We start from the raw sequence: 20,936 nt of genomic DNA on the forward strand, positions 1-20,936 counted from the left end.
AGGCCCTCGCGGACGCGGGCCGCGGCGCCATGGCTGCGCCGCCCTGGGCCATGGCGGCGTGCGCCGCAGCGGTCACCGGCGCGGCCGGGCTCGCCCTGGCGCTGCGCCGCAGGCGCGAACGCTTCGCGTTCGGCTCGGCGCTGCGCCGGTACGGCAGCGCCCTACAGGCGGGCCGGCACACCGCGGCCCGCAGCCAGTTCCTCCGGCTCGCGGACGCCTTGTGGCGCGAGCTGTACAAGCAGTGCGGCGCGAAGCCCGTGCACCGCACGCTGCGGGAATACGCGGCGGCGCTCGACCTGCCGCCGCAGACCGTGCCGCTGGTCGCGGATTTCGTGCGGTGGGACGAGGAGGCGCGCTTCGACGCCTACGCGCACCGCCTCCCGACGCAGCAGCAGATGGCCGAGCTGATCACGGGCTTGTCCGCTTCGAGATGAAAAACGCCGCAAGCCGGGAAGATAACGGCTTGCGGCGTTTTGTTGCCCGCGAAGAGCATTTCGGATTGGACGTGTCGCGAAGGCTTCTAGTCCGTGAAAGATGGCAGCTTCGCATGTCCTCGGCATGGAAGGGGAATCGCCTGGACGGGGAAGACGGCTGGACCGACTATGCCGTGCTGGCGGACGGTGGCCAGGCGACGATTCGGTTCGGGTCGCAGATCGGCTAATGGACTGGAGCGGCATTCTGCGGAATGATAAAATGCAAAGCCTTGGCAGATGGCTGCCAAGGCTGATTCGCGTTTGCATTCTATTGGGTGCGCGACGCAGGAATGGCAAAGGCATTCCGCTCCGTGGGAAACGGGCTGCTCGCTACCAGTTGCGCAATAACGCCGCGGCTTCCTCGTCTCTGCGGCTGGCGGCGTCTCGGGCGGCCGCTTCGGGTGACGCGTCCTCGCGATTGCGCTTCATTGGGCCGGCCGAGACAGGCTCGAAGACGGTCCAGCCCGCAGCGGGGGCGTTCTCGCTCGGCCGTGCGTCTTCGATGGCAGAACGGTATGAACCTTCGTCGGCTTCGCCATCGAGGCGCTCGGCCGCGGCGTCATCCTGCGGCGGGATTGTCGTTGACATTGGCGTGGAGTCCGCATCGGTCCGGAGCACGTCGTCTGCGATGGCTGCCGTTCGATCGTGCGCGGGTGCGATCGTGATCGATTCGGCCGCGCCGGTCGCGGCAATCGCGGCGACAACTTCACTCTCGCCGTCCTCGCGCGCGGTTGCGCCAGCGGGTGCAAGCTTTGCGATATCGTCGACGACTGCCGATTGACCGGCGGATTCTTCGCGTGCGCTTATGCTTGCTTCATCGAACGAAGCTTCCGCATGGATGAGGACGGACCCGGCTTCAATTGCGCTCGCTTCGATCGGATCCGCATTTTCGGATGGGGCTTCGGTTTCCGCCTCGGCCGCTGACGTTGCCGCGGCGATTTCTGCTGCTGCGTTCACTTCAGCCCGAGCGGTAGATAAGTCCGGAGAGCCGGTCGCATCCACAGCCGCGGATCGTGGCTTGTCGATCGAATGATCGGCGCTGCTATCGTCGATCGTCGATTCTTCCGCGGCCCGTTCGCCGAACGCCGTCTGGTTCGCCGGTTGCGCCGCCTCAGCGCCGGCCGCAGGCCGCTGCGCCGCTAAGCCCGGCGCGCCCGGCATGCCCAGCGCCGCGCGTTCATTCTCGCTAATGCCGTCGCCGCGCGCCGCGCCCGGCTTGCCGCCGCCGTGCATGCTCTGCATGAACGCCCGTCCGCTCTCGCGGAGCGGGTCGGCGGAGACGGCGGGCGAGGCATCCGCCTCGTGCGGTCCGGTCGCTGCTTCATCCGCGGCGACATCGGGCTGGCCGTGCTTCTCCATCGCGCGGTAGCTGAGTTTTTTCAACATGCCAGCGCGGTCTTCCCGGTCCCGCCGGTCGTAGCCGCTGCGGCGCTCCTCGCCGTTCCAGTCGGGCGCGACGGCCACGCGTCTGTCGCGTCCGGTCCTGCGTTCGACCGGGCTGACGACGGGCTCGCCCATATCCATGGCGCTGTTGCCCTGGAAGACGCCGCCTTCTTCGATTTCGAGCGTGACGGCGTCCATGTCGCCGTAAAATTTGCCGGTCGCCGTGATCGTCAGCTTGCCGCCGATCCGTACATTGCCCGTTACCTGTCCGGCGAGGAACAGGTTGCGGGCCGTGATGTTGCCGATCGCGAAGGCGGTCTCGCCCAGCACGGCATCCCCCTCGCAAAATAAATCGCCGCGCAGCTGCCCTTCCAAGCGAACGTTTCCGGCCGATCGGATCGGACCTTCGACAATGGTTCCTTCGCCGATGAACGTATCGGACAGCGAGGTGCTGATCTTGTCTCTTTTCCAAAACTTGAACATCTGTCGGCATCTCCTTCGTTGCGCCAGGTATTGAATCGGTTTCGGAAAACGGTACCGGTGTCTCCTTCACATTGCGGAGCGTTTAACCGAATAAACACATATACCGATTATTTTCGGCAGGAGATCGATAAAATCTTAGCGTTAGGCAGGAGGAAATTGAAGTGATCAAGCTCGCAGGCATTGACGTAGGAAACGACAGCGTAAAATTGATCGTCGACGGCTCGGCGGAGCCCGTCGTGATCCCGAGCATTCTCGCGCCCGGCTACGAACGGCATATTTTCCAGGAGGAGGATTCGCCGCTGAAGGCGTTGGACGTGCGCGTCTACAGCCCGAAGCTGAAGAAGAACAACCAGCGGTATTTCGTGGGCCTGCTTGCCATGGAGGATCAGGACAACTCCGAGCTGGAGGAAACCGACAACAAGGCGACCAGCGACCAGGCGCTGATCGTGGCGCTCACCGCGCTGGCGTACGCGGGACTGACCGGAGGGGCTTATCCGCCGTCCGAGGGCCAGACGAGCCAAGTCGTCGAATATATCGTGGGCACGGGGCTGCCGGTCCGCACGTACGCAGGCTTCCACAAGCAATTCGAGGAGCGTCTCGTCGGCGAGCATGAAGTGACCTTCCTCTCCACGCCGAAGCTTCGCGGACGCGCCGTGAAGGTCGTCGTCAAGCGGGCGGTCATCTCCATCGAAGGCGCCGCCGCGCTGTTCCACATGGCGACCCACGACAACCTCTCCGTGCGCAACGAAGAGCTGTATTACGGCTGCATCGGCATTTGCGAGATGGGGGCGCTGACGACGGATTTCCCGGTCATCAAGCGGATGAGCATCGACAATCAGTTCAGCACGGGCGAGCAGTTCGGGCTGGCCGGCTACCTGGATCAGATCATCCGGGACGTCGAGGACCAGTTCGGCCACCGGTTCCCCAGCCGGACGAAGCTGATTCAGCGCGTCAAGAGCGGCGATTACGTCATTCACCGCATCGGCGAGGGTCAAGCGGACATTCGCCCGATCGTCGACAACTATTTCGGCCGCGCGGCGAACAAGGTGCTGGATCTTATCGTGAAGCGGTGGAAGAAGAACCCGGATATCCAGTGCTTCTACATGCTCGGCGGCGGCGCCGTCGCGCTTCGCGGTTATTTGACCGAAGCGGCGGGTTCCGTTCGCCTGCGTTTCGTGGAGGACAGCGAATTCCAGAACGTGCACGGCTATCTGAAATTGGCCAAAAACAAGCAGCAGCAGGCGTTGGCCGCAGCTGCGGCCGAGCAAGTCTAACGCAGCGAGCGACCGTCGGAGAGCCGAACGGGCCTAGTGCAGGCCGGTCCGGCTCTTTTCGGCATGCGCGTTTTCGCCTTGTCGCGGCAGCGCGACGACGGCAGCGTTTTCTTATGATGGCTTCGAAAAACCGCGCCTTTCGTTTCCTTGACTGTCCCATAGCGCCTATATATAATTGACACAATGATTTGAGGGAGGCTTTGACAAAAAGTGAACAAGCCAAGTGAAATGATCGTCGTCCTCGATTTCGGCGGACAATACAACCAGTTAATCGCAAGACGAATCCGGGATTTGGGCGTATACAGCGAATTGCTGCCTTACAATACCTCGGTGGAACGGATCCGGGAGCTGCAGCCGAAAGGCATCGTGTTCTCGGGCGGACCGGCAAGCGTATACGAGGAGAAGTCGCCGCTCGTGGATCCCGCGATTTACGAACTGGGTCTGCCGATCTTCGGCATTTGCTACGGGATGCAGCTGATCGCGCATCAATTGGAAGGCAAGGTCGAACGCGCCGGCAAGCGCGAATACGGCAAAGCGGAGGTAGACTTCATCGCGGGCAGCGAGCTCGTGAAGGGGCTGGAGAACCGCCAAACCGTATGGATGAGCCACGGCGACCACGTCGTGGAGCTGCCTAGCGGCTTCCGCGTCGACGCGAGCACGGACCATGCGCCGATCGCGGCGATGAGCCATCCGGAGCGCAAGCTGTTCGCGGTGCAATTCCACCCGGAAGTGCGCCACTCCGTGCAGGGCAACGAGATGATTCACAACTTCCTCTATAATGTGTGCGGCTGCGAGGGCAATTGGAGCATGAGCACGTTCATCGACGATACGATCCGCGACATTCGCGAGCAGGTCGGCACGGGCAAGGTGCTGTGCGCCCTGTCCGGCGGCGTGGATTCTTCGGTAGTGGCCATTCTTCTTCATAAAGCGATCGGCGATCAATTGACCTGCATGTTCATCGACCACGGCCTGCTCCGCAAAGACGAAGCCGAAGGCGTCATGGAGACGTTCGTCGGCAAGTTCGACATGAAAGTGGTCAAGATCGATGCCAAAGACCGCTTCCTGGGCAAGCTGAAGGGCGTCGACGATCCCGAACAGAAGCGCAAGATCATCGGCAACGAGTTCATCTACGTGTTCCAGGAGGAATCCGCGAAATTCGACGATTTCGAATTCCTCGCGCAGGGCACGCTGTACACGGATATCGTGGAAAGCGGCACGGCGACGGCGCAGACGATCAAGTCGCATCATAACGTCGGCGGCCTGCCGGAAGACATCAAGTTCAAGCTCGTCGAGCCGTTGAAGGCGCTGTTCAAGGACGAAGTCCGCAAAGTCGGCGAAGAGTGCGGCCTGCCGGAGGCGATCGTCTGGCGCCAGCCGTTCCCGGGCCCGGGTCTCGCGATCCGCGTGCTGGGCGAAGTGACGGACGAGAAGCTCAAGATCGTGCGCGATTCCGACGCGATCCTGCGCGACGAGATCGCCAAAGCCGGTCTCGACCGCGAGATCTGGCAATACTTCACGGCGCTGCCGAACATGAAGAGCGTCGGCGTCATGGGCGACGCCCGCACGTACTCGTACACCGTCGGCATCCGCGCGGTGACGTCGATCGACGGCATGACGGCCGACTGGGCGCGCATTCCGTGGGACGTGCTGGAGAAGATCTCCGTGCGCATCGTCAACGAAGTCGAGAACGTCAACCGGATCGTTTACGACGTCACGTCGAAGCCGCCGGCCACCATCGAATGGGAATAGGCTCGTATATCAGCGGCAAACTCTCTTCGTTCTGCGTTGTTCAGCAGATCGAAGGGAGTTTTTTTTATGCCCTTTAAAGCCTGTCGGCTTCCAATAAAAATGGTTTATATCTCCGGCGCGATCATATAGAATCCTATTATGAACGTGATGAAAGAACCAATGGGAAGTTATATTGTCGGGAGGGTTTTGTCGTGAAAGAAAGCAAGAGAAGCAAGCTCTATCGCAGAGCGGGAATAACCGCGCTGGTCGTGGCGGGCATGACGCTCGCTGCAGGCGCAGGCGCGTACGCGGCGACGAAAATGACGTTGATCGTCAATGGCAAGCCGTCATCCGCGGTACCGGTATCGATCAAGAACGTGACCTACGTTCCTCTGCGCGCGGCCGCCGAGATGCTCGGGGCAAACGTCAATTACGATGCCGCTTCGAATTCGGTCACGATTGCCGGCAAGCCGCAGCAGTCTCCGTTAGGGGACGGCGGCAAGGAAGCGGTCGCTTCCGTCAACGGCGTCGCCATCACGAAGAACCAGTTGTACGACGCGATGCTTGACCTTGGCGGCGTGCAGACGCTGGATAATTTGATTCAAGACGAGCTCGTCAGCCAAGAAGCCAAGAAGCTGGGGATCGTCGTCACCGACCAAGACGTGGAAGCGGAAATTGCGGCAATCAAGAAGCGATTCCCGTCGGAAGCGGACTTTCAAGCCGCGCTGCAGCAATCCGGCATGACTCTCGATGACCTGAAGAAGCAGACCCCGACGCAGCTTCGCATTCGCAGGATAATCGAGCCGCGCGCGAAAGTGACGGACGAAGAGGTAAAACAATATTTCGAGGCCAATCACGAGGAGTTCGATCAGCCGGAACAGGTGAGGGCATCGCATATTTTGGTCTCGACGAAAGCGGAAGCCGACGACGTCATGAAGCAGCTGAAAGCAGGCGCGGATTTCGGGAAGCTGGCGAAGGAACGGTCGGAGGATACGGGCAGCAAGGCCGCCGGCGGCGATCTTGGTTACTTCGGCAAAGGAGAGATGGTTCCCGAGTTCGAGAACGCCGCGTTCTCGCTAAAGGTCGGGGAGCTGGGCGGTCCGATCAAATCGGAATACGGTTATCATATCATCAAAGTGATCGACCATAAGGCGGCGGAGAAAGCGACGTTAGAAGAGAAAAAAGCCGAAATCCGGGAGCGGCTCATTCAAAATAAGGTTTCCGCGCTTTCCGGTTCGTGGCTGGCCGAACTAAAGGCCAAGGCGAAGATCGCCAATACGCTCCAAGGCAAGTAGGCTGAATCGTCCTGCGGCGATCGGCCTGCGGAAATCTCATGGCGCTTCAATCGTTTTCCATTGACAGGCCGTGAATAATGTCGCTAAAATGTTCACAGAATCAATACAAACAAGCATGTCTTTTCGTATAATCTCAAGAATCGGCTTGAGAGTCTCTACGAGGTCACCGTAAATGGCCTGTCTACGAAGAGCAAGGCGCCTGCTGCGCGAACGGTCCATTCGCGCCGGCGATTCTTGTCTTTGCGTAGAACCTAGGGAATAATGCCGAGCTTCGCGGCGTTTTTTCCTAGGTTCTTTGTTTGTTCTGAACAATCATTTTCGGGAGGGTTTTAGAAAAATGGGCGGTTTCTTTCGTTTGAAGGAACACGGAACAAATGTAAGAACGGAAATTATGGCGGGCCTCACGACTTTCATGACGATGGCATACATCCTGGCCGTCAATCCGAGCGTGCTGGGCGGCGCGGGACTGAACGTCTACTCGGTCTTCCTCGCCACGGCGCTCGCGGGCGGCATTTTCACGATCGCCATGGGCTTGTTCGTGAATTTTCCGGCAGCGCTTGCGCCCGGCATGGGCTTGAACGCGTACTTCGCCTCGACGGTATTGGCCTCGAAAGCGACGAATTCGCCGATATCGCCGGAAATGGCGCTGACCGCCGTATTTATCTCCGGTATCATCTTCATGATCCTGACGGTCACGCAAATCCGCCAAATGCTGCTCGTGGCGGTCCCGGACAGCTTGAAGCACGCGATCACGGTCGGCATCGGCTTGTTCATCACGATCATCGGCTTGAAAAACAGCGGCATCCTGACGGTCGGCGTGGAAAACACGGTAACGGACATCCCGAAAGGCCAATTCACGGACATACTCGGCTTCGAATCCGTCTTCCATATGGGAAGCCTGGAGAACTCCAGCGTATACCTGACGCTGATCGGCGTGCTGCTGATCGCGGTGCTGATGGTGCTGCGCGTTCCCGGCGCGATCCTGTGGGGCATCGTCGGCGTGACGATCATCGCGATCATCACCGGCGACGTGAACGTGAGCGCTACGCTCAAAGGCCAAAGCTGGTCCCCGGATTTCAGCCAGATGAGCTGGTGGGACTTCGACTTCAAAGGCGTGTGGCACACCGGCTTGATCTCGATCATCGCGACGTTTACGTTCGTTGAGTTGTTCGACACGTTCGGCACGCTGGTCGGCACCGCCAACCGCGCGGGCGTCATGAAAGATCCGGCGAAAGGCCGGAAGATCGTCGGCAAGGCGATGTTCGTCGACGCGGTCGGCGTCAGCGGCGGGGCAATGCTCGGCACGAGCACGGTCACGACGTTCGTGGAGAGCTCCGCGGGCATCGCGCAGGGCGGCCGCACCGGCCTGACCGCGGTTACGACCGGCGTCGCGTTCCTGGCCGCCTTGTTCCTGTGGCCGCTCATCTCGCTCATCCCGGGGTCCGCGACGGCCGCGGCGCTCATTATCGTCGGCGTTCTGATGGTGCAATCCATCAAGGAAATCGACTTCCAAGACATGGTGTACGCGATCCCGTCGTTCCTGACGATCGCCATGATGCCGTTCACGTACAACATCGCGAACGGCGTATCCGCCGGGATCGTGTCGTACGTGGTGCTGGCAACGGTCGGCAACCTGTCCGGCAAAAGCAAATACAAAGTCCACTGGCTCATGTGGGTGCTCGCGATCCTGATCGTCGCGCGCTACGCCTGGATCGGCAGCCAAGGGTAAACAGAGACATGACAAAGCACAGCGCGGACCGGCGCTGTGCTTTTTTTGATGTTGTTTGATCGGCGTGCGACGGATCCGGCGCGAAGACGCGGCCGGACTACCGGGACTACCGCCGATAAACCCCGTACTTCACCATATCGATGAACGCGTCGCTTTCCGCGATCAGCATCGCTTGCAGGGCTTCGTTCGTATAGTCCCCGCTGCGCGACAGCTGCAGGTACTTCGCGGAATATTGGTTCAGCACCATCATGACCATGTTGAATACCTTCTCCGGCGTGACGCCTTCGCGGAGCGGGCCGGACGCGAGCAGATCGGTCTTGAAAATGCCGTTCAGCATGCTCGGCTCGGTGTATGCCGAGCGATAATCTGCGAAATGCGCGTCCAGCTCCGCCTTCAGCGCTTTGGGCGGATGGACGATGGCCCGCTGCACCATCTCCGACTCCGGCAGGAACCGCAAGTTCACCCGCTGCTTGGCGAGCATGATCGCTTTGAGCCGGTCGAAGAACTCCGTTTCCGAGATGGCGTTCACTTCCTCCATCGTCCGCTCGACCAACAGCTGCGTGGCATGCTTGACCGAAGCCAGAAATAAATTCTTTTTGCTTTTGAAATAATGAAACAGAATCCCTTTGGAGATGCCCGCGCGGGCGGTCATGATATCCGTCGAAGCATTGTCGTAGCCATGCTTGGCGAATTCTTCGATGCAGACGGTCAGGATGAGCGCCTGCTTCTCTTCAGGCAGCTTCGCGAAAGCGGGATACAAGCCCTTCACCTCGGTTCCATGCGTTAGACGGCGATGTCTTTTTTATTATAATACCAGTACGAGGCCAGGAAGCAACCGGCGATCGCGATCGCCATGATGCCGGCGTAGAGCGGATGAAAGCTGCGCTCCGTGATGATCTGAGCGGAGTCGGCGTATTTGAACGGAGTGACGTACTTCAGCCAGGACAGCCGGTCGGATAGGCCCGCCGCTACGCTGAGGAAATACATGATGAACACCGTGCCGAGCGACATGGACACGATCGAACGCGTCCGGCGCGCGACCGCCGAGAACAGGAACGCGATGCCGGCGAACGTCAGGTGCATCATCAGCACGGCGAGCTCCAGCAGGAAGAACGCCTTGTACGACAGATCCTCGCCATGCGCCAGCTGAAATCCGGCAAAGCTTGCCGCGACGATGACCGCGTTGAACAGGAGCACGTTCGCCATGGCGGCAAGCCATTTGTGCACGATGATCGTCGGCCGCGAGACCGGTAGCGCCAGCAGAAATTCGGCCGTCTTCTCGTTCTGCTCCTTGGCCACGATGCCGGAGGCCAGCAAGGCCGCGTAAATGCTGCCGAGCAGCGTCGTCATGAGGTGAATCTCGATGCCGTAGAAGCCGAGCAGCGTGCCGAGGCTGAGCCGATCCATGCCGAACGCCTTTTGCATGCCCTCGGGCACGGCGTTCATAAGGTTATCCATGTCCTGCTGCTGCTTCGCCATCGAAGGGAAGATGCCGAGATACAGGAAGATGATGCCCGCGATGATAATGCTCCAGATAATCAAGCCCCGCAAATTCCGTTTGAACTCTCTTCTGAACAGCATGCGCTCACGCTCCGTTAGTTCGTGTAATAATGCAGGAATATCTCGTCAAGCGAAGGCTCTTCGATCAAGATATCGGTGAACGGACAGCCGGCGATGCCCTGCACGAAGGCTTTCATATCCCCGTCGTAGAGCAGTTTCAGGTGCGTGGTGCCGATCCTCTCCCGTCTGACGATGCCGGCGATGGCGGACAGATCGATCTCGTCCGGCTGCCGCGCCGTGAGCGTGATATGCCGGAGATTGTTGCGCATCAGGTTCTCGACCGATTCGACTTTGATCAGCGACCCGTCCTTGATGATCGCGACGCGGTCGCACATCCGCTGGACCTCGCTCAGGATATGCGAGGAGAAGAATATCGTCGTCCCTTTGGCGCGTTCCTCCTTCAACAGCTCGAAGAACGTATTCTGCATCAAGGGATCGAGCCCGCCGGTCGGTTCGTCCAGGATCAGCAGCTTGGGCTCGTGAAGCAGCGCTTGCGCGATGCCGACCTTCTTCCGGTTGCCGAAGGAGAGGTCTTCGATCTTGCGGTTCAGGTCGAGATCGAGACGTCCCGCGAGGTCCGCGATCCGCTTCTCGTTGCGGCAGCGATGGAAGGCCGCTGCGAAGCGGAGCAAGTCGACGACTTTCATGTCGTCGTAGTAGAACACCTCCGAGGGCAGGTAGCCGATCTGCCGCCGGATGTCGAGCGACTGCGTCACGACGTCCTTGCCGAAAATGCTGGCGCTGCCGGAGGTCGGGAAAATGATGTTCAGCAGCGTGCGGATCGTCGTGCTCTTGCCGGCGCCGTTCGGCCCGATGAAGCCGAACACCTCGCCCTCTTCGATGGCGAAGGTGATGCCGGAGATACCGCGGCGTTTGCCGTAGGTCTTGGTCAGCCCTTCGATGTTCACGATCGGTTTCATGAGAATGCCTCCTTCCAAGCTCAAGGGAAGACAAGTTAATTGACTCGCTGGTCAATTCATTTATATGCCAAATTGACTCGCTAGTCAATAGGGAGTTGGTTGAGTTTTCTGACAAAACAAACAACTAACGGGTGGCAAAGAAAAACATTTGGATCGAAAACGAACCGAAACACGAACTATAACTTATAATTAGTATTTAATGTTCGTGTTTTCGCGTTGACATTCCACGTTAGGATTGATAAACTAGACGTAGCTAATAACAAAAATTTTGTCGATGAAGCTCGTATATCCTTGGGAATCAGGCCCGAGAGTATCTACCCGAGAACCTCAATTTTCGGACTACGAGACCATGCAATGAAGAGCCAGGTTGCCGCCAAGACGGGGCAGCCTGATGTTGTCTTTACCGTTCTTGCATACCATCCTGTTCGCATGGGATGGAACGGGCGGAAAGAACTTCGCCGCAGGTCTTGTCAGATCCCGAAGCATTCCAGGTTTGGAACGGTGCTGAGGGATTTTTTTTCGGGTTTCTTCTATATAACGCAAAGGTGGTCATCAGCGAATGTCGGTACAAGTGGGCGTCATCATGGGCAGCAAGTCGGATTGGGACACGATGAAACTAGCCTGTGACGTGCTGGACGAGTTGCAAATTCCGTACGAGAAGAAGGTCGTTTCGGCTCACCGGACGCCGGATCTGATGTTCGAATACGCGGAAACCGCCGCGGAGCGCGGTTTGAAAGTCATCATAGCGGGTGCAGGCGGCGCTGCACATTTGCCCGGCATGGTCGCAGCCAAAACGATCCTGCCGGTTATTGGCGTTCCCGTCAAATCGTCGAATTTGAACGGGCTCGATTCGCTGCTGTCCATCGTTCAGATGCCGGGCGGCATTCCGGTGGCGACGGTCGCGATCGGCAACGCCGGCGGCACCAACGCCGGATTGCTGGCCGGCCAGATCATCGGCGCGTTCGACGCCGGCGTGCAGGCGCGCGTGCAGGCGCGGCGCGACCGGATTCAGCGCGAAGTGCTGGAAAGCAGTGAGACGCTATGAGTAGAGCTGCGAACGGCGCGAAGATCGTTTTGCCGGGATCGACGATCGGCATTCTGGGCGGCGGGCAGCTGGGACGGATGATGGCGAATGCGGGCAGCGCGATGGGGTACCGGTTCGTGGCGCTGGATCCGACGCCGGATGCGCCGTGCGGGCAGGTCGCGCAGCAGATCGTCGCGGCCTACGACGATCGCGATGCCGCATCGGAGCTGGCGAAGCGCGCGGATGTCATCACCTACGAATTCGAGAACGTCGACGCCGGCGTGGCCGCCATGCTGATGGAGCAGTCGTACGTGCCGCAAGGCAGCGAGCTGCTGTACACGACGCAGCATCGCCTGCGCGAGAAGCGCGCGATCGAAGCGGCTGGCGCGAAGGTGGCGCCTTATGCGGAGGTTCGCAGCGCGGACGAACTGCGCGAGGCGGCGGGACGGTTCGGACTCCCTTGCGTGCTCAAAACCGCGATGGGCGGTTACGACGGCAAAGGGCAGTGGGTCATTCGCAGCGAAGCCGAGATCGACGAGGCGTTCGAGACGTTGAACCGCGCGGGCACGGAGCTTGTCGTGGAACAGTTCATCCGGTTTCGGAAAGAGCTGTCCGTCATTGCGGCGCGCAGCACCCAGGGCGAGATTCGCACGTTTCCGGCGGCGGAGAATATCCACGTCGACAACATTTTGCATCTGTCCATCGTGCCTGCCCGCATCGACGAAGCGCTGCAGCGGGAAGCGGAGCGACTGGCGGCGCGGATCGCGGAAGGACTCGGCGCCGTCGGCTTGATCGCGGTGGAGCTGTTCCTGACGGAAGACGGCGAGCTGTTCGTGAACGAGCTGGCCCCGCGTCCGCATAACAGCGGCCACTATACGATGGAGGCATGCAGGACATCGCAGTTCGAGCAGCATGTGCGCGCGGTATGCGGGCTGCCGCTCGGCGACACGTCGCTGCTGACGCCGGTGGTCATGGTGAACGTGCTCGGCGAGCACGTGGAGCCGCTGCTGGAGCTGGTCGCGAAGCAGGATGCTTCGGCCGCCCGATTGGGCGTCGCGCCTAAAATTCATCTATATGGGAAACATGAAGCCAAAACGAAACGCAAAATGGGACATGTCAACGTGCTCGCGGAGAATGCGGAGCAAGCGCTGGCATGGATTTCCGAAACGAATATTTGGAGGGTTTAATCGATGCTACAGCGTTACAGCAGACCGGAAATGAGAGCGATCTGGACCGAAGAGAACAAATTCAAAGCATGGCTCGAAGTGGAGCTTTGCGCGTGCGAGGCTTGGGTGGAGCTTGGCGTGATCCCGCGCGAGGACGTCGCGGCGCTGCGCGAGAAAGCGACGTTCGACATCGACCGCATCAACGAGATCGAGCTGGAAACGCGCCATGACGTGATCGCCTTCACGCGCGCGGTATCCGAGACGGTCGGCCCCGAGCGCAAATGGGTGCACTACGGCCTGACGTCGACGGACGTCGTCGATACGGCGACGGGCTATCTGCTGCTGCAAGCGAACGAGATCCTCGAGAAAGACATCGAGAACTTCATCGACATCCTCCGCGGCCAAGCGGTTACGTATAAAGACACGGCCATGATGGGCCGTACGCACGGCGTGCATGCCGAGCCGACGACCTTCGGCCTCAAGCTCGCCCTGTGGTACGAAGAAATGAAACGGAACCTGGAGCGCTTCCGCCATGCGGCGAACGGCGTGCAGTTCGGCAAAATCTCCGGCGCGGTCGGCACGTACGCCAACATCGACCCGTTCGTCGAAGAATTCACCTGCCGCAAGCTCGGCATCACGCCGGCGCCGATCTCGACGCAGACGCTGCAGCGCGACCGCCACGCGGAATACATGGCGACGCTGGCGCTGATCGCCACGTCGCTCGACAAGTTCGCGACCGAGATCCGCGCCCTGCAGAAGAGCGAATTCCGCGAGGTGGAAGAGCCGTTCGCGAAGGGACAGAAAGGCTCGTCCGCGATGCCGCACAAACGCAACCCGATCGGCTGCGAGAACATTTCCGGCCTGTCCCGCGTCATCCGCGGCCACATGCTGACGGCGTACGAGAACGTCACGCTGTGGCATGAGCGCGACATCAGCCACTCCTCGGCGGAGCGCGTCATCCTGCCGGACGCGACGATGCTGCTAAACTACATGCTGAACCGTCTGGGCAACATCCTGAAGAACCTCCAGGTGTTCCCGGAAAACATGAAACGCAACATGCAGCGCACGTTCGGCGTGCCGTTCTCCGGCCGCGTCATGACGAAGCTGATCGACAAGGGCCTCAGCCGCGAGCAGGCTTACGATACCGTGCAGCCGCGCGCGATGCAGGCGTGGGAAGAGCAGCGCCAATTCCGCGACATCATCGAGTCGACGCCGGAGATCACGAGCAAGCTGTCCGCCGAAGAGATCGCCGACTGCTTCAACCCGGCGTGGCATTTGAAACACGTGGATACGATTTTCAAGCGGCTTGAATTGATTTAAAGGACAGACTCCGTATGCGAAAACATCTTCCGATCGCTGGTGTACCCGGAATTTTTTTTGAATTTATCCTATGCGGGAGAATTCCGGGTACAAAGGCGATCGCTAGCGCTTGTCCAGATCGTTTTCGCCTATTCCGTCTAACGTCGTTATAAATAAACTAAGCCTAAGGCGCAGGGGGAGAAGAATAATGACGCAAGCATTGTCCACGGCCGCGGAATACATTAAGGCGCCGCTGCTTTATAAAGGCAAGGTCCGGGAGTTGTATGATTTGGGCGAGCATTTCCTGATCGTCGTGACGGACCGCATCAGCGCGTTCGACTACGTGCTGGACCCGGCCGTGCCCGAGAAGGGGAACGTGCTGAACCGGCTGTCGGCTTTCTGGTTCGAGCAAACGGCGGACATGATGGCCAATCACGTCGTGCATACGGACGTGTACAAGCTGGGGGATCTCGTGACGGAGCCGGAATTGCTCAAGAACCGCATCATGGTGTCGAAGAAAGCGGAACGGATCGACATCGAATGCGTCGTGCGCGGCTATATCACGGGCGGCGGTTGGAGACAATATGTGAAAACATCGGCAATTAACGGCATCGAGCTGCCGGCCGGCATGCGGAAGAACGAGCGTTTCGCGGAACCGCTGTTCACGCCCGCGGCGAAGAACGACGTCGGCCACGACGAGGACATTCCGTTCGCGCGCATGCAGGAGCTGGTCGGCGCCGAGCTTGCCACGGAACTTCGCGACAAGAGCATCCGCCTGTACGAATACGCACGCGCCTTCTGCGAAGAACGCGGCATCATCCTGGCGGACTGCAAATTCGAATTCGGACTCATCGACGGCAAAGTCATCCTGATCGACGAAATCTTCACCCCGGACTCCTCCCGTTTCTGGGCCAAGGGAAATTACGGCTACGACATCGAAATCGACAGCATGGACAAAGAACCGGTCCGCACGTACCTGCTCGGCTCCGATTGGGACCAGAACGGCAAGCCGGACCCGCTGCCGCCATCGGTCGTCCAAGAAACGACGAACCGCTATCTCGCGATCTACGAAGCGCTGACCGGTAAGTCGCTGTAAGCGGCTGGGTCCGAGGCTAGAAAATCGTTAGAGGACGCGGCCAAGCATCCTGCATGATGAACATGGGCTCGATTGTTGCGAAACACCGTGCCGAACACGGTGCACTCGGAGATTCAGCCCGAATTTCGGTAACGATCAGTACCTGCTGAGGTGCCTGGCAAAGGTGGTTTATCCTCAGCGAAGATCGCACAGTACAGGCTTGCCATAGCGACTCCAGCGCCGTCCATAACCAACTACACGCGGGACAAGCAAAGATGTTCCGCATCACATAAATCGCCAGCGGCGAAAGCCAGCTGACGGCCGGCTCGAAGCAATACCGCAAGTGAGGCGAAGGCCCACGCAGCGCGCATGCCGCTCCCAGAGCATCATGCAAAATGTTTCCCGGATGGGTGGAGCAAAAAAGTGGTTTGTCGAGTCGGAGAGCGACAGCGGTCGCCTTTGAACGCCGGAAACAACCGAAGGTTCATTGTTCAAGTTTCCGGCAGTTCAACAGCTGAAAGTTTTCGTCAGAAAACTCTCTTCGGAAGCATAAGCTTGAGACCGACAAATCCACGTTTTGCGGAACACTCCCATCCAACCAACAACCATTTTCCAGGAGGCGACCCCCCTAATGAAGGCTAAAGTCTACGTAACGATCAAAGAAAACGTGCTCGACCCGCAAGGCAGCGCCGTGCAAGGCGCGCTGCACACGATGGGCTTCGAGGAAGTCGGCAAAGTCCGCATCGGCAAGTATTTGGAGCTGAACCTGAATACGTCCGATCGCGCGGAAGCGGAAGCACGTTTGACGGCGATGTGCGAGAAATTGCTCGCGAACACGGTCGTTGAAGATTTCCGCTTTGAATTGGAGGGGTAACACGATGAAGTTCGCGGTACTCGTATTTCCAGGCTCCAACTGCGACATCGACTGCTACAAGGCGGTCGAGGACACGATCGGCCAAGAGGTCGACTACGTCTGGCACACGGCGACGGACCTATCCGGCTATGACGCGATTCTCGTGCCCGGCGGCTTCTCGTACGGCGATTACCTGCGCTGCGGCGCAATCGCGCAATTCGCCCCGGTCATGAACGAAGTGGTGAAAGCGGCCGAAGCCGGCAAGTTCATCCTCGGCATCTGCAACGGGTTCCAGATCCTGACGGAAGCGGGCCTTCTCCCGGGCGCGCTGCTGCGCAACAGCGGCATGAAGTTCATCTGCCGCCAAACGCCGCTCGAGGTCGTGAACAACAAAACGGCCTTCACGAGCCAATACGGCCAAGGCGAGATCATCAACATCCCGATCGCGCACGGCGAAGGCAACTACTACTGCGACGACGCGACGCTCGCGCAGCTGGAAGCGAACAACCAAATCGTGTTCCGTTATGCGGGCGACGACCATAACCCGAACGGATCGCTTAAAAATATCGCCGGCATCAGCAACGCGCGCGGCAACGTGGTCGGCATGATGCCGCATCCGGAGCGCGCGGTGGATCAGCTGCTCGGCTCGGAAGACGGCAAACGGATGTTCACATCGATTTTGAACGCATGGAGGGAACAACATGGCGCAGCAGTTAACGGCTAAGGAGCCGACGGCGGAACAAATCGCGGATCAGCGCATTTACACGCAGTTCGGCGTAACGGATCACGAATACGAGCTCATCTGCGGGTTCCTCGGGCGCAAACCGAACTATACCGAGATCGGCGTGTTCAGCGTAATGTGGTCGGAGCACTGCTCCTACAAGAATTCCAAGAAAATTCTTAAAAAGTTCCCGATCACCGGCCCGAAGGTTCTTATGGGACCCGGCGAAGGCGCCGGCATCGTGGATATCGGGGACAACCAGGCGGTCGTGTTCAAAATCGAATCGCATAACCATCCGTCCGCGGTCGAGCCTTACCAAGGCGCGGCAACGGGCGTGGGCGGCATCATCCGCGACATTTTCTCCATGGGCGCGCGTCCGGTGGCGCTGCTCAACAGCCTGCGTTTCGGCAACTTGGAGAACGCCCGCGTGAAATATCTGTTCGAGCACGTCGTCGGCGGCATCGCCGGTTACGGCAACTGCATCGGCATCCCGACCGTGGCGGGCGAAGTCATGTTCGACGAGAGCTACGAGGGCAATCCGCTCGTCAACGCCATGTGCGTCGGCCTCATCGATCATGACAAAATTCAGCGCGGCGTCGCCAAAGGCGTAGGCAACCCGGTCTTCTACGTGGGTCCGGCAACCGGACGCGACGGCATCCACGGCGCGACGTTCGCGTCCGTCGAGCTCTCCGAGGAATCCGAAGAGAAGCGCACGGCGGTGCAAGTCGGCGATCCGTTCATGGAGAAGCTGGTCATGGAAGCGACGCTCGAGCTGATCAATGCCGGCATCGTCGTCGGGATTCAAGACATGGGCGCGGCGGGCCTCACCTGCTCCAGCGCGGAGATGGCGTCCAAAGCCGGCAACGGCCTGGAGCTGTACCTCGACGAGGTGCCGCAGCGCGAAGAAGGCATGACGCCGTACGAAATGATGCTGTCGGAGTCGCAGGAGCGCATGCTCTTCGTCGTCGAGCCGCAGCATGAAGCGCAGGCGCAGGAGATTTTCGACCGTTGGGGCATCATCTGCGTGAAGGTCGGCAAAGTAACGGACGACGGCCGTCTCCGCCTGTTCCACCAAGGCGAGGAAGTGGCTGACATGCCGGTGACGGCGCTGGTCGACGAGTGCCCGATGTACGACAAACCGTCCAAAGAGCCCGCTTACTACGCGGCTAATGCTGCAATTGATACGGCGGCGTATCCGGAAGTGACGGATCTGACGGACGCGCTGAAGAAAGTGCTCGCTTCGCCGACCGTGGCAAGCAAAGAATGGGTATATAATCAATACGACTATATGGTTCGCACCAGCACGGCCGTTCAGCCGGGCTCCGACGCGGCGGTCGTGACGATCCGCGGCACGCGCAAGGCTTTGGCGATGACGACGGACTGCAACGGACGCTACGTGTACCTCGATCCGGAAGTCGGCGGCCAAATCGCGGTCGCGGAAGCGGCGCGCAACATCGTCTGCTCCGGCGCCGAGCCCCTGGCCATCACGGATAACCTGAACTTCGGCAATCCGGAGAAGCCGGAAGTGTTCTGGCAGCTCGAGAAAGCGGCGGACGGCATCTCGGAAGCCTGCCGCGTGCTGGACACGCCGGTTATCGGCGGCAACGTCAGCCTGTACAACGAGAACGCCAAAGGCGCGATCTACCCGACGCCGGTCATCGGCATGGTCGGACTCGTGCAGGACGTCGATCACATCACGACCCAAGGCTTCAAAGCCGAAGGCGACGTCATCATTCTCGCCGGCGAAACGAAGCACGAGCTTGGCGGCAGCGAGCTGCAATACGTCCTCCAAGGCAAGAGCGAAGGCCGCCCGCCGCAGATCGACCTCGCGGTCGAGAAGAAGCTGCAGCAAGGCGTGCTCGGCGCGATCAAGCAAGGCCTCGTCGCCTCGGCGCATGACTTGTCCGAAGGCGGCTTGGCCGTCGCAGTCGCGGAATCCGCGATCAGCGGCAAGCTCGGCGCGGAAGTGAATATCGTGACTGACCTGCGCGCGGACGCCGCGCTGTTCAGCGAGACCCAATCCCGCATCCTGCTTTCGGCGAAAGCGGACCAAGCGGACAAGCTTACCCAATACCTGACGGAACAAGGCGTTCCGAACGCAACCATCGGCGTCGTGCGCAGCAGCGGACTGATCATGAACATCAACGGCAAACCGGGCGTTAACGCGCCGGTCGAACAACTGGAGAAGGTCTGGAAGGATGCGATTCCATGTCTGATGAAATAAGACAGCTGCCGAAGCTGTGGACGGGCGATCATTATAACGAAGGCATCGGCCGCGATGATATTTTCGATAAATTGCGCGAGGAGTGCGGGGTGTTCGGCGTGTTCAACGTGCCGAACGCCTGCTCGCTCGGTTACTACGGGCTCCATGCCCTGCAGCATCGGGGCGAGGAAAGCGCGGGCATGGCCGCGGTCGAATCCGCGAGCGGTCATTTCACGTACCACCGCGGCATGGGACTGGTCAAGGAAGTATTCGATCAGTCGAAGCTGGAAGGCTTGCCGGGCGACCGCGTCATCGGCCACGTGCGGTATTCGACGGCGGGCGAGAGCAAGCTGGGCAACGCGCAGCCGCTCATCTTCAAGTACCGCGACGGCGACCTCGGCGTCGCGACGAACGGCAACATCGTGAACGCGCCGTCCATCCGCAAGGAATTGGAGAGCCAGGGCTCGATCTTCCAAACGACGAGCGATACGGAAGTCATCGCGCATCTGATCGCGCGTTCCAATAAGGATTTCGTCAGCGCGGCCAAGGACGCCCTGCAGCGCATCATCGGCGGCTTCGCGTTTCTCATCATGACGAATGACAAGCTGCTCGTGGCGTCCGATCCCCACGGCCTGCGCCCGCTGGTCATGGGCCGCATGAACGACGGCTACGTCTTCGCGTCGGAGACCTGCGCGCTGGAAACCGTCGGCGCCGAGTACGAGCGCGACGTGCAGCCGGGCGAGCTGCTCATCCTCGACAGCGGCGGCCTTCGGGTCGACCGTTTCGAGAAGCTGGAGCGCCGCGCCACCTGCGCGATGGAGTATATCTATTTTGCTCGACCAGATAGCGACATCAACGGCATCAACCTCCACTCCGCGCGCAAACGGATGGGGCGGCAGCTGGCGCTGGAATCGTTCATCGACGCGGACATCGTGACCGGCGTGCCGGATTCCAGCATCTCCGCGGCGATCGGCTATGCCGAGCAGACCGGCATTCCGTACGAGCTCGGGCTGATCAAAAACAAGTACACGGGCCGGACGTTCATCCAACCGTCGCAGGAGCTCCGCGAGAAAGGCGTCAAGATGAAGCTGTCCGCCGTGCGCAAGGTCGTCGCAGGCAAGCGCGTCGTCATGATCGACGATTCCATCGTCCGCGGCACGACGAGCCTGCGGATCGTCAACATGCTGCGCGAAGCGGGCGCGACGGAAGTGCATGTGTGCATCACTTCGCCGCCGTTCAAGAATCCGTGCTACTACGGCATCGATACGCCGGACCGCAAGGAACTGATCGCGTCGCAGAAGACGGTGGAAGAGATCCGTCAGGCGATCAATGCGGATTCGCTGTATTTCCTGAGCAACGATGGTTTCGTTGAAGCGGTGGGCGGCAACGACGGCGAATACAACCGGGGCATGTGCCTCGCCTGCTTCGACAACGATTATCCGACGCCGGTCGATCCGACTTCGGAGAAAAGCTGCAGCTGCTGAAGTTATAAGGTGAGGTAAGCGGCCTGCGGTCGATGTGGTCTCCAATCGCTGTTGTAGATGGATTTCTTGATTATCAACCTTGGCGGTTGAAATCCATCTACAAAGGCGAACGCTGAAGGTGATTGGTTTGCGTTCACTGTCGGAGGACAGGGAATGCAGCATTCACCTATCGCTTTTCCGACTCACGTCGGCCTCCGGCCGCAGCTTCACCTTTTCATATTTTATAAGCAATGGAAGCTGGTGCCTTTACAACTCGCTTTCGCATT

17 protein-coding genes and 2 riboswitches are annotated in these 20,936 nt (G+C 59.8%); of the genes, 13 read left to right on the forward strand and 4 right to left on the reverse strand.

The window, feature by feature from the left end; genetic code table 11:
- Positions 1-434, forward strand: a 434-nt coding sequence (locus GT019_RS16955; RefSeq protein WP_161744377.1) for a hypothetical protein, incomplete at its 5' end; no start/stop codon positions are given.
- A 369-nt stretch (positions 435-803) separates the two neighbouring features.
- Here GT019_RS16955 and GT019_RS16960 read toward each other — a convergent pair.
- A complete protein-coding gene (locus GT019_RS16960; RefSeq protein ID WP_161744378.1) occupies positions 804-2,339 on the reverse strand; it encodes a bactofilin family protein in 1,536 nt (511 codons plus the stop codon).
- Positions 2,340-2,500: 161 nt separating this feature from the next.
- Between GT019_RS16960 and GT019_RS16965 the strand changes: the two genes are divergently transcribed.
- The 4 genes from GT019_RS16965 (at position 2,501) to GT019_RS16980 (ending at position 8,365) form a co-directional block, all read left to right on the forward strand.
- Complete coding sequence (locus GT019_RS16965; protein WP_161744379.1) at positions 2,501-3,613, forward strand: ParM/StbA family protein; 1,113 nt, start codon at positions 2,501-2,503, stop codon at positions 3,611-3,613.
- Positions 3,614-3,823: 210 nt separating this feature from the next.
- Positions 3,824-5,362 (forward strand): glutamine-hydrolyzing GMP synthase, encoded by a 1,539-nt coding sequence (gene guaA / locus GT019_RS16970; RefSeq protein ID WP_161744380.1) that lies wholly within the window; start codon positions 3,824-3,826, stop codon positions 5,360-5,362.
- A 191-nt stretch (positions 5,363-5,553) separates the two neighbouring features.
- Positions 5,554-6,636, forward strand: coding sequence for a peptidylprolyl isomerase (locus GT019_RS16975; RefSeq protein ID WP_161744381.1), 1,083 nt, complete (start codon positions 5,554-5,556; stop codon positions 6,634-6,636).
- Positions 6,637-6,739: 103 nt separating this feature from the next.
- A riboswitch (purine riboswitch) is annotated at positions 6,740-6,840 on the forward strand.
- A 133-nt stretch (positions 6,841-6,973) separates the two neighbouring features.
- Positions 6,974-8,365 carry an NCS2 family permease gene (locus GT019_RS16980; RefSeq protein ID WP_161744382.1) on the forward strand — a complete coding sequence of 464 codons (1,392 nt, stop codon included), beginning with the start codon at positions 6,974-6,976 and terminating at the stop codon, positions 8,363-8,365.
- A gap of 106 nt (positions 8,366-8,471) precedes the next feature.
- Here GT019_RS16980 and GT019_RS16985 read toward each other — a convergent pair whose 3' ends face one another.
- The 3 genes from GT019_RS16985 to GT019_RS16995 are packed head-to-tail and all read right to left on the reverse strand — an operon-like array spanning position 8,472 to position 10,845.
- Positions 8,472-9,125: a TetR/AcrR family transcriptional regulator gene (locus GT019_RS16985; RefSeq protein ID WP_161744383.1), complete on the reverse strand. Its 654-nt coding sequence runs from the start codon at positions 9,123-9,125 to the stop codon at positions 8,472-8,474.
- Positions 9,126-9,148: 23 nt separating this feature from the next.
- Positions 9,149-9,946, reverse strand: a complete 798-nt coding sequence (locus tag GT019_RS16990; RefSeq protein ID WP_161744384.1) for an ABC transporter permease subunit — start codon at positions 9,944-9,946, stop codon at positions 9,149-9,151.
- A gap of 14 nt (positions 9,947-9,960) precedes the next feature.
- Positions 9,961-10,845 (reverse strand): ABC transporter ATP-binding protein, encoded by an 885-nt coding sequence (locus tag GT019_RS16995; RefSeq protein WP_161744385.1) that lies wholly within the window; start codon positions 10,843-10,845, stop codon positions 9,961-9,963.
- 261 nt (positions 10,846-11,106) lie between these two features.
- Positions 11,107-11,207, forward strand: a riboswitch (purine riboswitch).
- 197 nt (positions 11,208-11,404) lie between these two features.
- On the opposite strand from GT019_RS16995, the gene purE reads away from it, so the two are divergent.
- The 8 genes from purE to purF all read left to right on the forward strand — a co-directional run bounded on the left by purE (position 11,405) and on the right by purF (position 20,670).
- Entirely contained in the window at positions 11,405-11,890 is a 486-nt protein-coding gene (gene purE, locus GT019_RS17000; RefSeq protein ID WP_161744386.1) for a 5-(carboxyamino)imidazole ribonucleotide mutase, read from the forward strand.
- A complete protein-coding gene (gene purK, locus GT019_RS17005; RefSeq protein WP_161744387.1) occupies positions 11,887-13,056 on the forward strand; it encodes a 5-(carboxyamino)imidazole ribonucleotide synthase in 1,170 nt (389 codons plus the stop codon). Before purE ends, purK begins: the two co-directional genes overlap by 4 nt.
- A 3-nt stretch (positions 13,057-13,059) precedes the next feature.
- The gene (gene purB / locus GT019_RS17010; protein ID WP_161744388.1) at positions 13,060-14,355 is read left to right on the forward strand and encodes an adenylosuccinate lyase; all 1,296 of its coding nucleotides are present in this window, start codon (positions 13,060-13,062) and stop codon (positions 14,353-14,355) included.
- A gap of 187 nt (positions 14,356-14,542) precedes the next feature.
- Positions 14,543-15,430 carry a phosphoribosylaminoimidazolesuccinocarboxamide synthase gene (locus tag GT019_RS17015; protein WP_161744389.1) on the forward strand — a complete coding sequence of 296 codons (888 nt, stop codon included), beginning with the start codon at positions 14,543-14,545 and terminating at the stop codon, positions 15,428-15,430.
- A 610-nt stretch (positions 15,431-16,040) separates the two neighbouring features.
- Complete coding sequence (gene purS / locus GT019_RS17020; RefSeq protein WP_161744390.1) at positions 16,041-16,283, forward strand: phosphoribosylformylglycinamidine synthase subunit PurS; 243 nt, start codon at positions 16,041-16,043, stop codon at positions 16,281-16,283.
- Between the two features lie 4 nt (positions 16,284-16,287).
- Positions 16,288-16,986 (forward strand): phosphoribosylformylglycinamidine synthase subunit PurQ, encoded by a 699-nt coding sequence (purQ, locus tag GT019_RS17025; protein ID WP_161744391.1) that lies wholly within the window; start codon positions 16,288-16,290, stop codon positions 16,984-16,986.
- A complete protein-coding gene (gene purL, locus GT019_RS17030; RefSeq protein ID WP_161744392.1) occupies positions 16,964-19,207 on the forward strand; it encodes a phosphoribosylformylglycinamidine synthase subunit PurL in 2,244 nt (747 codons plus the stop codon). Before purQ ends, purL begins: the two co-directional genes overlap by 23 nt.
- The gene (purF, locus tag GT019_RS17035; protein ID WP_161744393.1) at positions 19,192-20,670 is read left to right on the forward strand and encodes an amidophosphoribosyltransferase; all 1,479 of its coding nucleotides are present in this window, start codon (positions 19,192-19,194) and stop codon (positions 20,668-20,670) included. The genes purL and purF overlap by 16 nt, the downstream gene beginning before the upstream one ends.
- Positions 20,671-20,936: the final 266 nt, after the last annotated feature.

The organism is Paenibacillus glycinis, assembly GCF_009909185.1.
In the GTDB taxonomy this organism is placed as follows: domain Bacteria; phylum Bacillota; class Bacilli; order Paenibacillales; family Paenibacillaceae; genus Paenibacillus_Z; species Paenibacillus_Z glycinis.

What these genes read in the sequence shown, in the direction of transcription:
- GT019_RS16960 (WP_161744378.1), bottom strand. Translation starts at nt 2,339, where the DNA reads ATGTTCAAGTTTTGGAAAAGAGACAAGATCAGCACCTCGCTGTCCGAT.
- GT019_RS16980 (WP_161744382.1), top strand. Translation starts at nt 6,974, where the DNA reads ATGGGCGGTTTCTTTCGTTTGAAGGAACACGGAACAAATGTAAGAACG.
- GT019_RS16990 (WP_161744384.1), bottom strand. Translation starts at nt 9,946, where the DNA reads ATGCTGTTCAGAAGAGAGTTCAAACGGAATTTGCGGGGCTTGATTATC.
- GT019_RS16995 (WP_161744385.1), bottom strand. Translation starts at nt 10,845, where the DNA reads ATGAAACCGATCGTGAACATCGAAGGGCTGACCAAGACCTACGGCAAA.
- purE (WP_161744386.1), top strand. Translation starts at nt 11,405, where the DNA reads ATGTCGGTACAAGTGGGCGTCATCATGGGCAGCAAGTCGGATTGGGAC.
- purK (WP_161744387.1), top strand. Translation starts at nt 11,887, where the DNA reads ATGAGTAGAGCTGCGAACGGCGCGAAGATCGTTTTGCCGGGATCGACG.
- purB (WP_161744388.1), top strand. Translation starts at nt 13,060, where the DNA reads ATGCTACAGCGTTACAGCAGACCGGAAATGAGAGCGATCTGGACCGAA.
- GT019_RS17015 (WP_161744389.1), top strand. Translation starts at nt 14,543, where the DNA reads ATGACGCAAGCATTGTCCACGGCCGCGGAATACATTAAGGCGCCGCTG.
- purS (WP_161744390.1), top strand. Translation starts at nt 16,041, where the DNA reads ATGAAGGCTAAAGTCTACGTAACGATCAAAGAAAACGTGCTCGACCCG.
- purQ (WP_161744391.1), top strand. Translation starts at nt 16,288, where the DNA reads ATGAAGTTCGCGGTACTCGTATTTCCAGGCTCCAACTGCGACATCGAC.
- purL (WP_161744392.1), top strand. Translation starts at nt 16,964, where the DNA reads ATGGCGCAGCAGTTAACGGCTAAGGAGCCGACGGCGGAACAAATCGCG.
- purF (WP_161744393.1), top strand. Translation starts at nt 19,192, where the DNA reads ATGTCTGATGAAATAAGACAGCTGCCGAAGCTGTGGACGGGCGATCAT.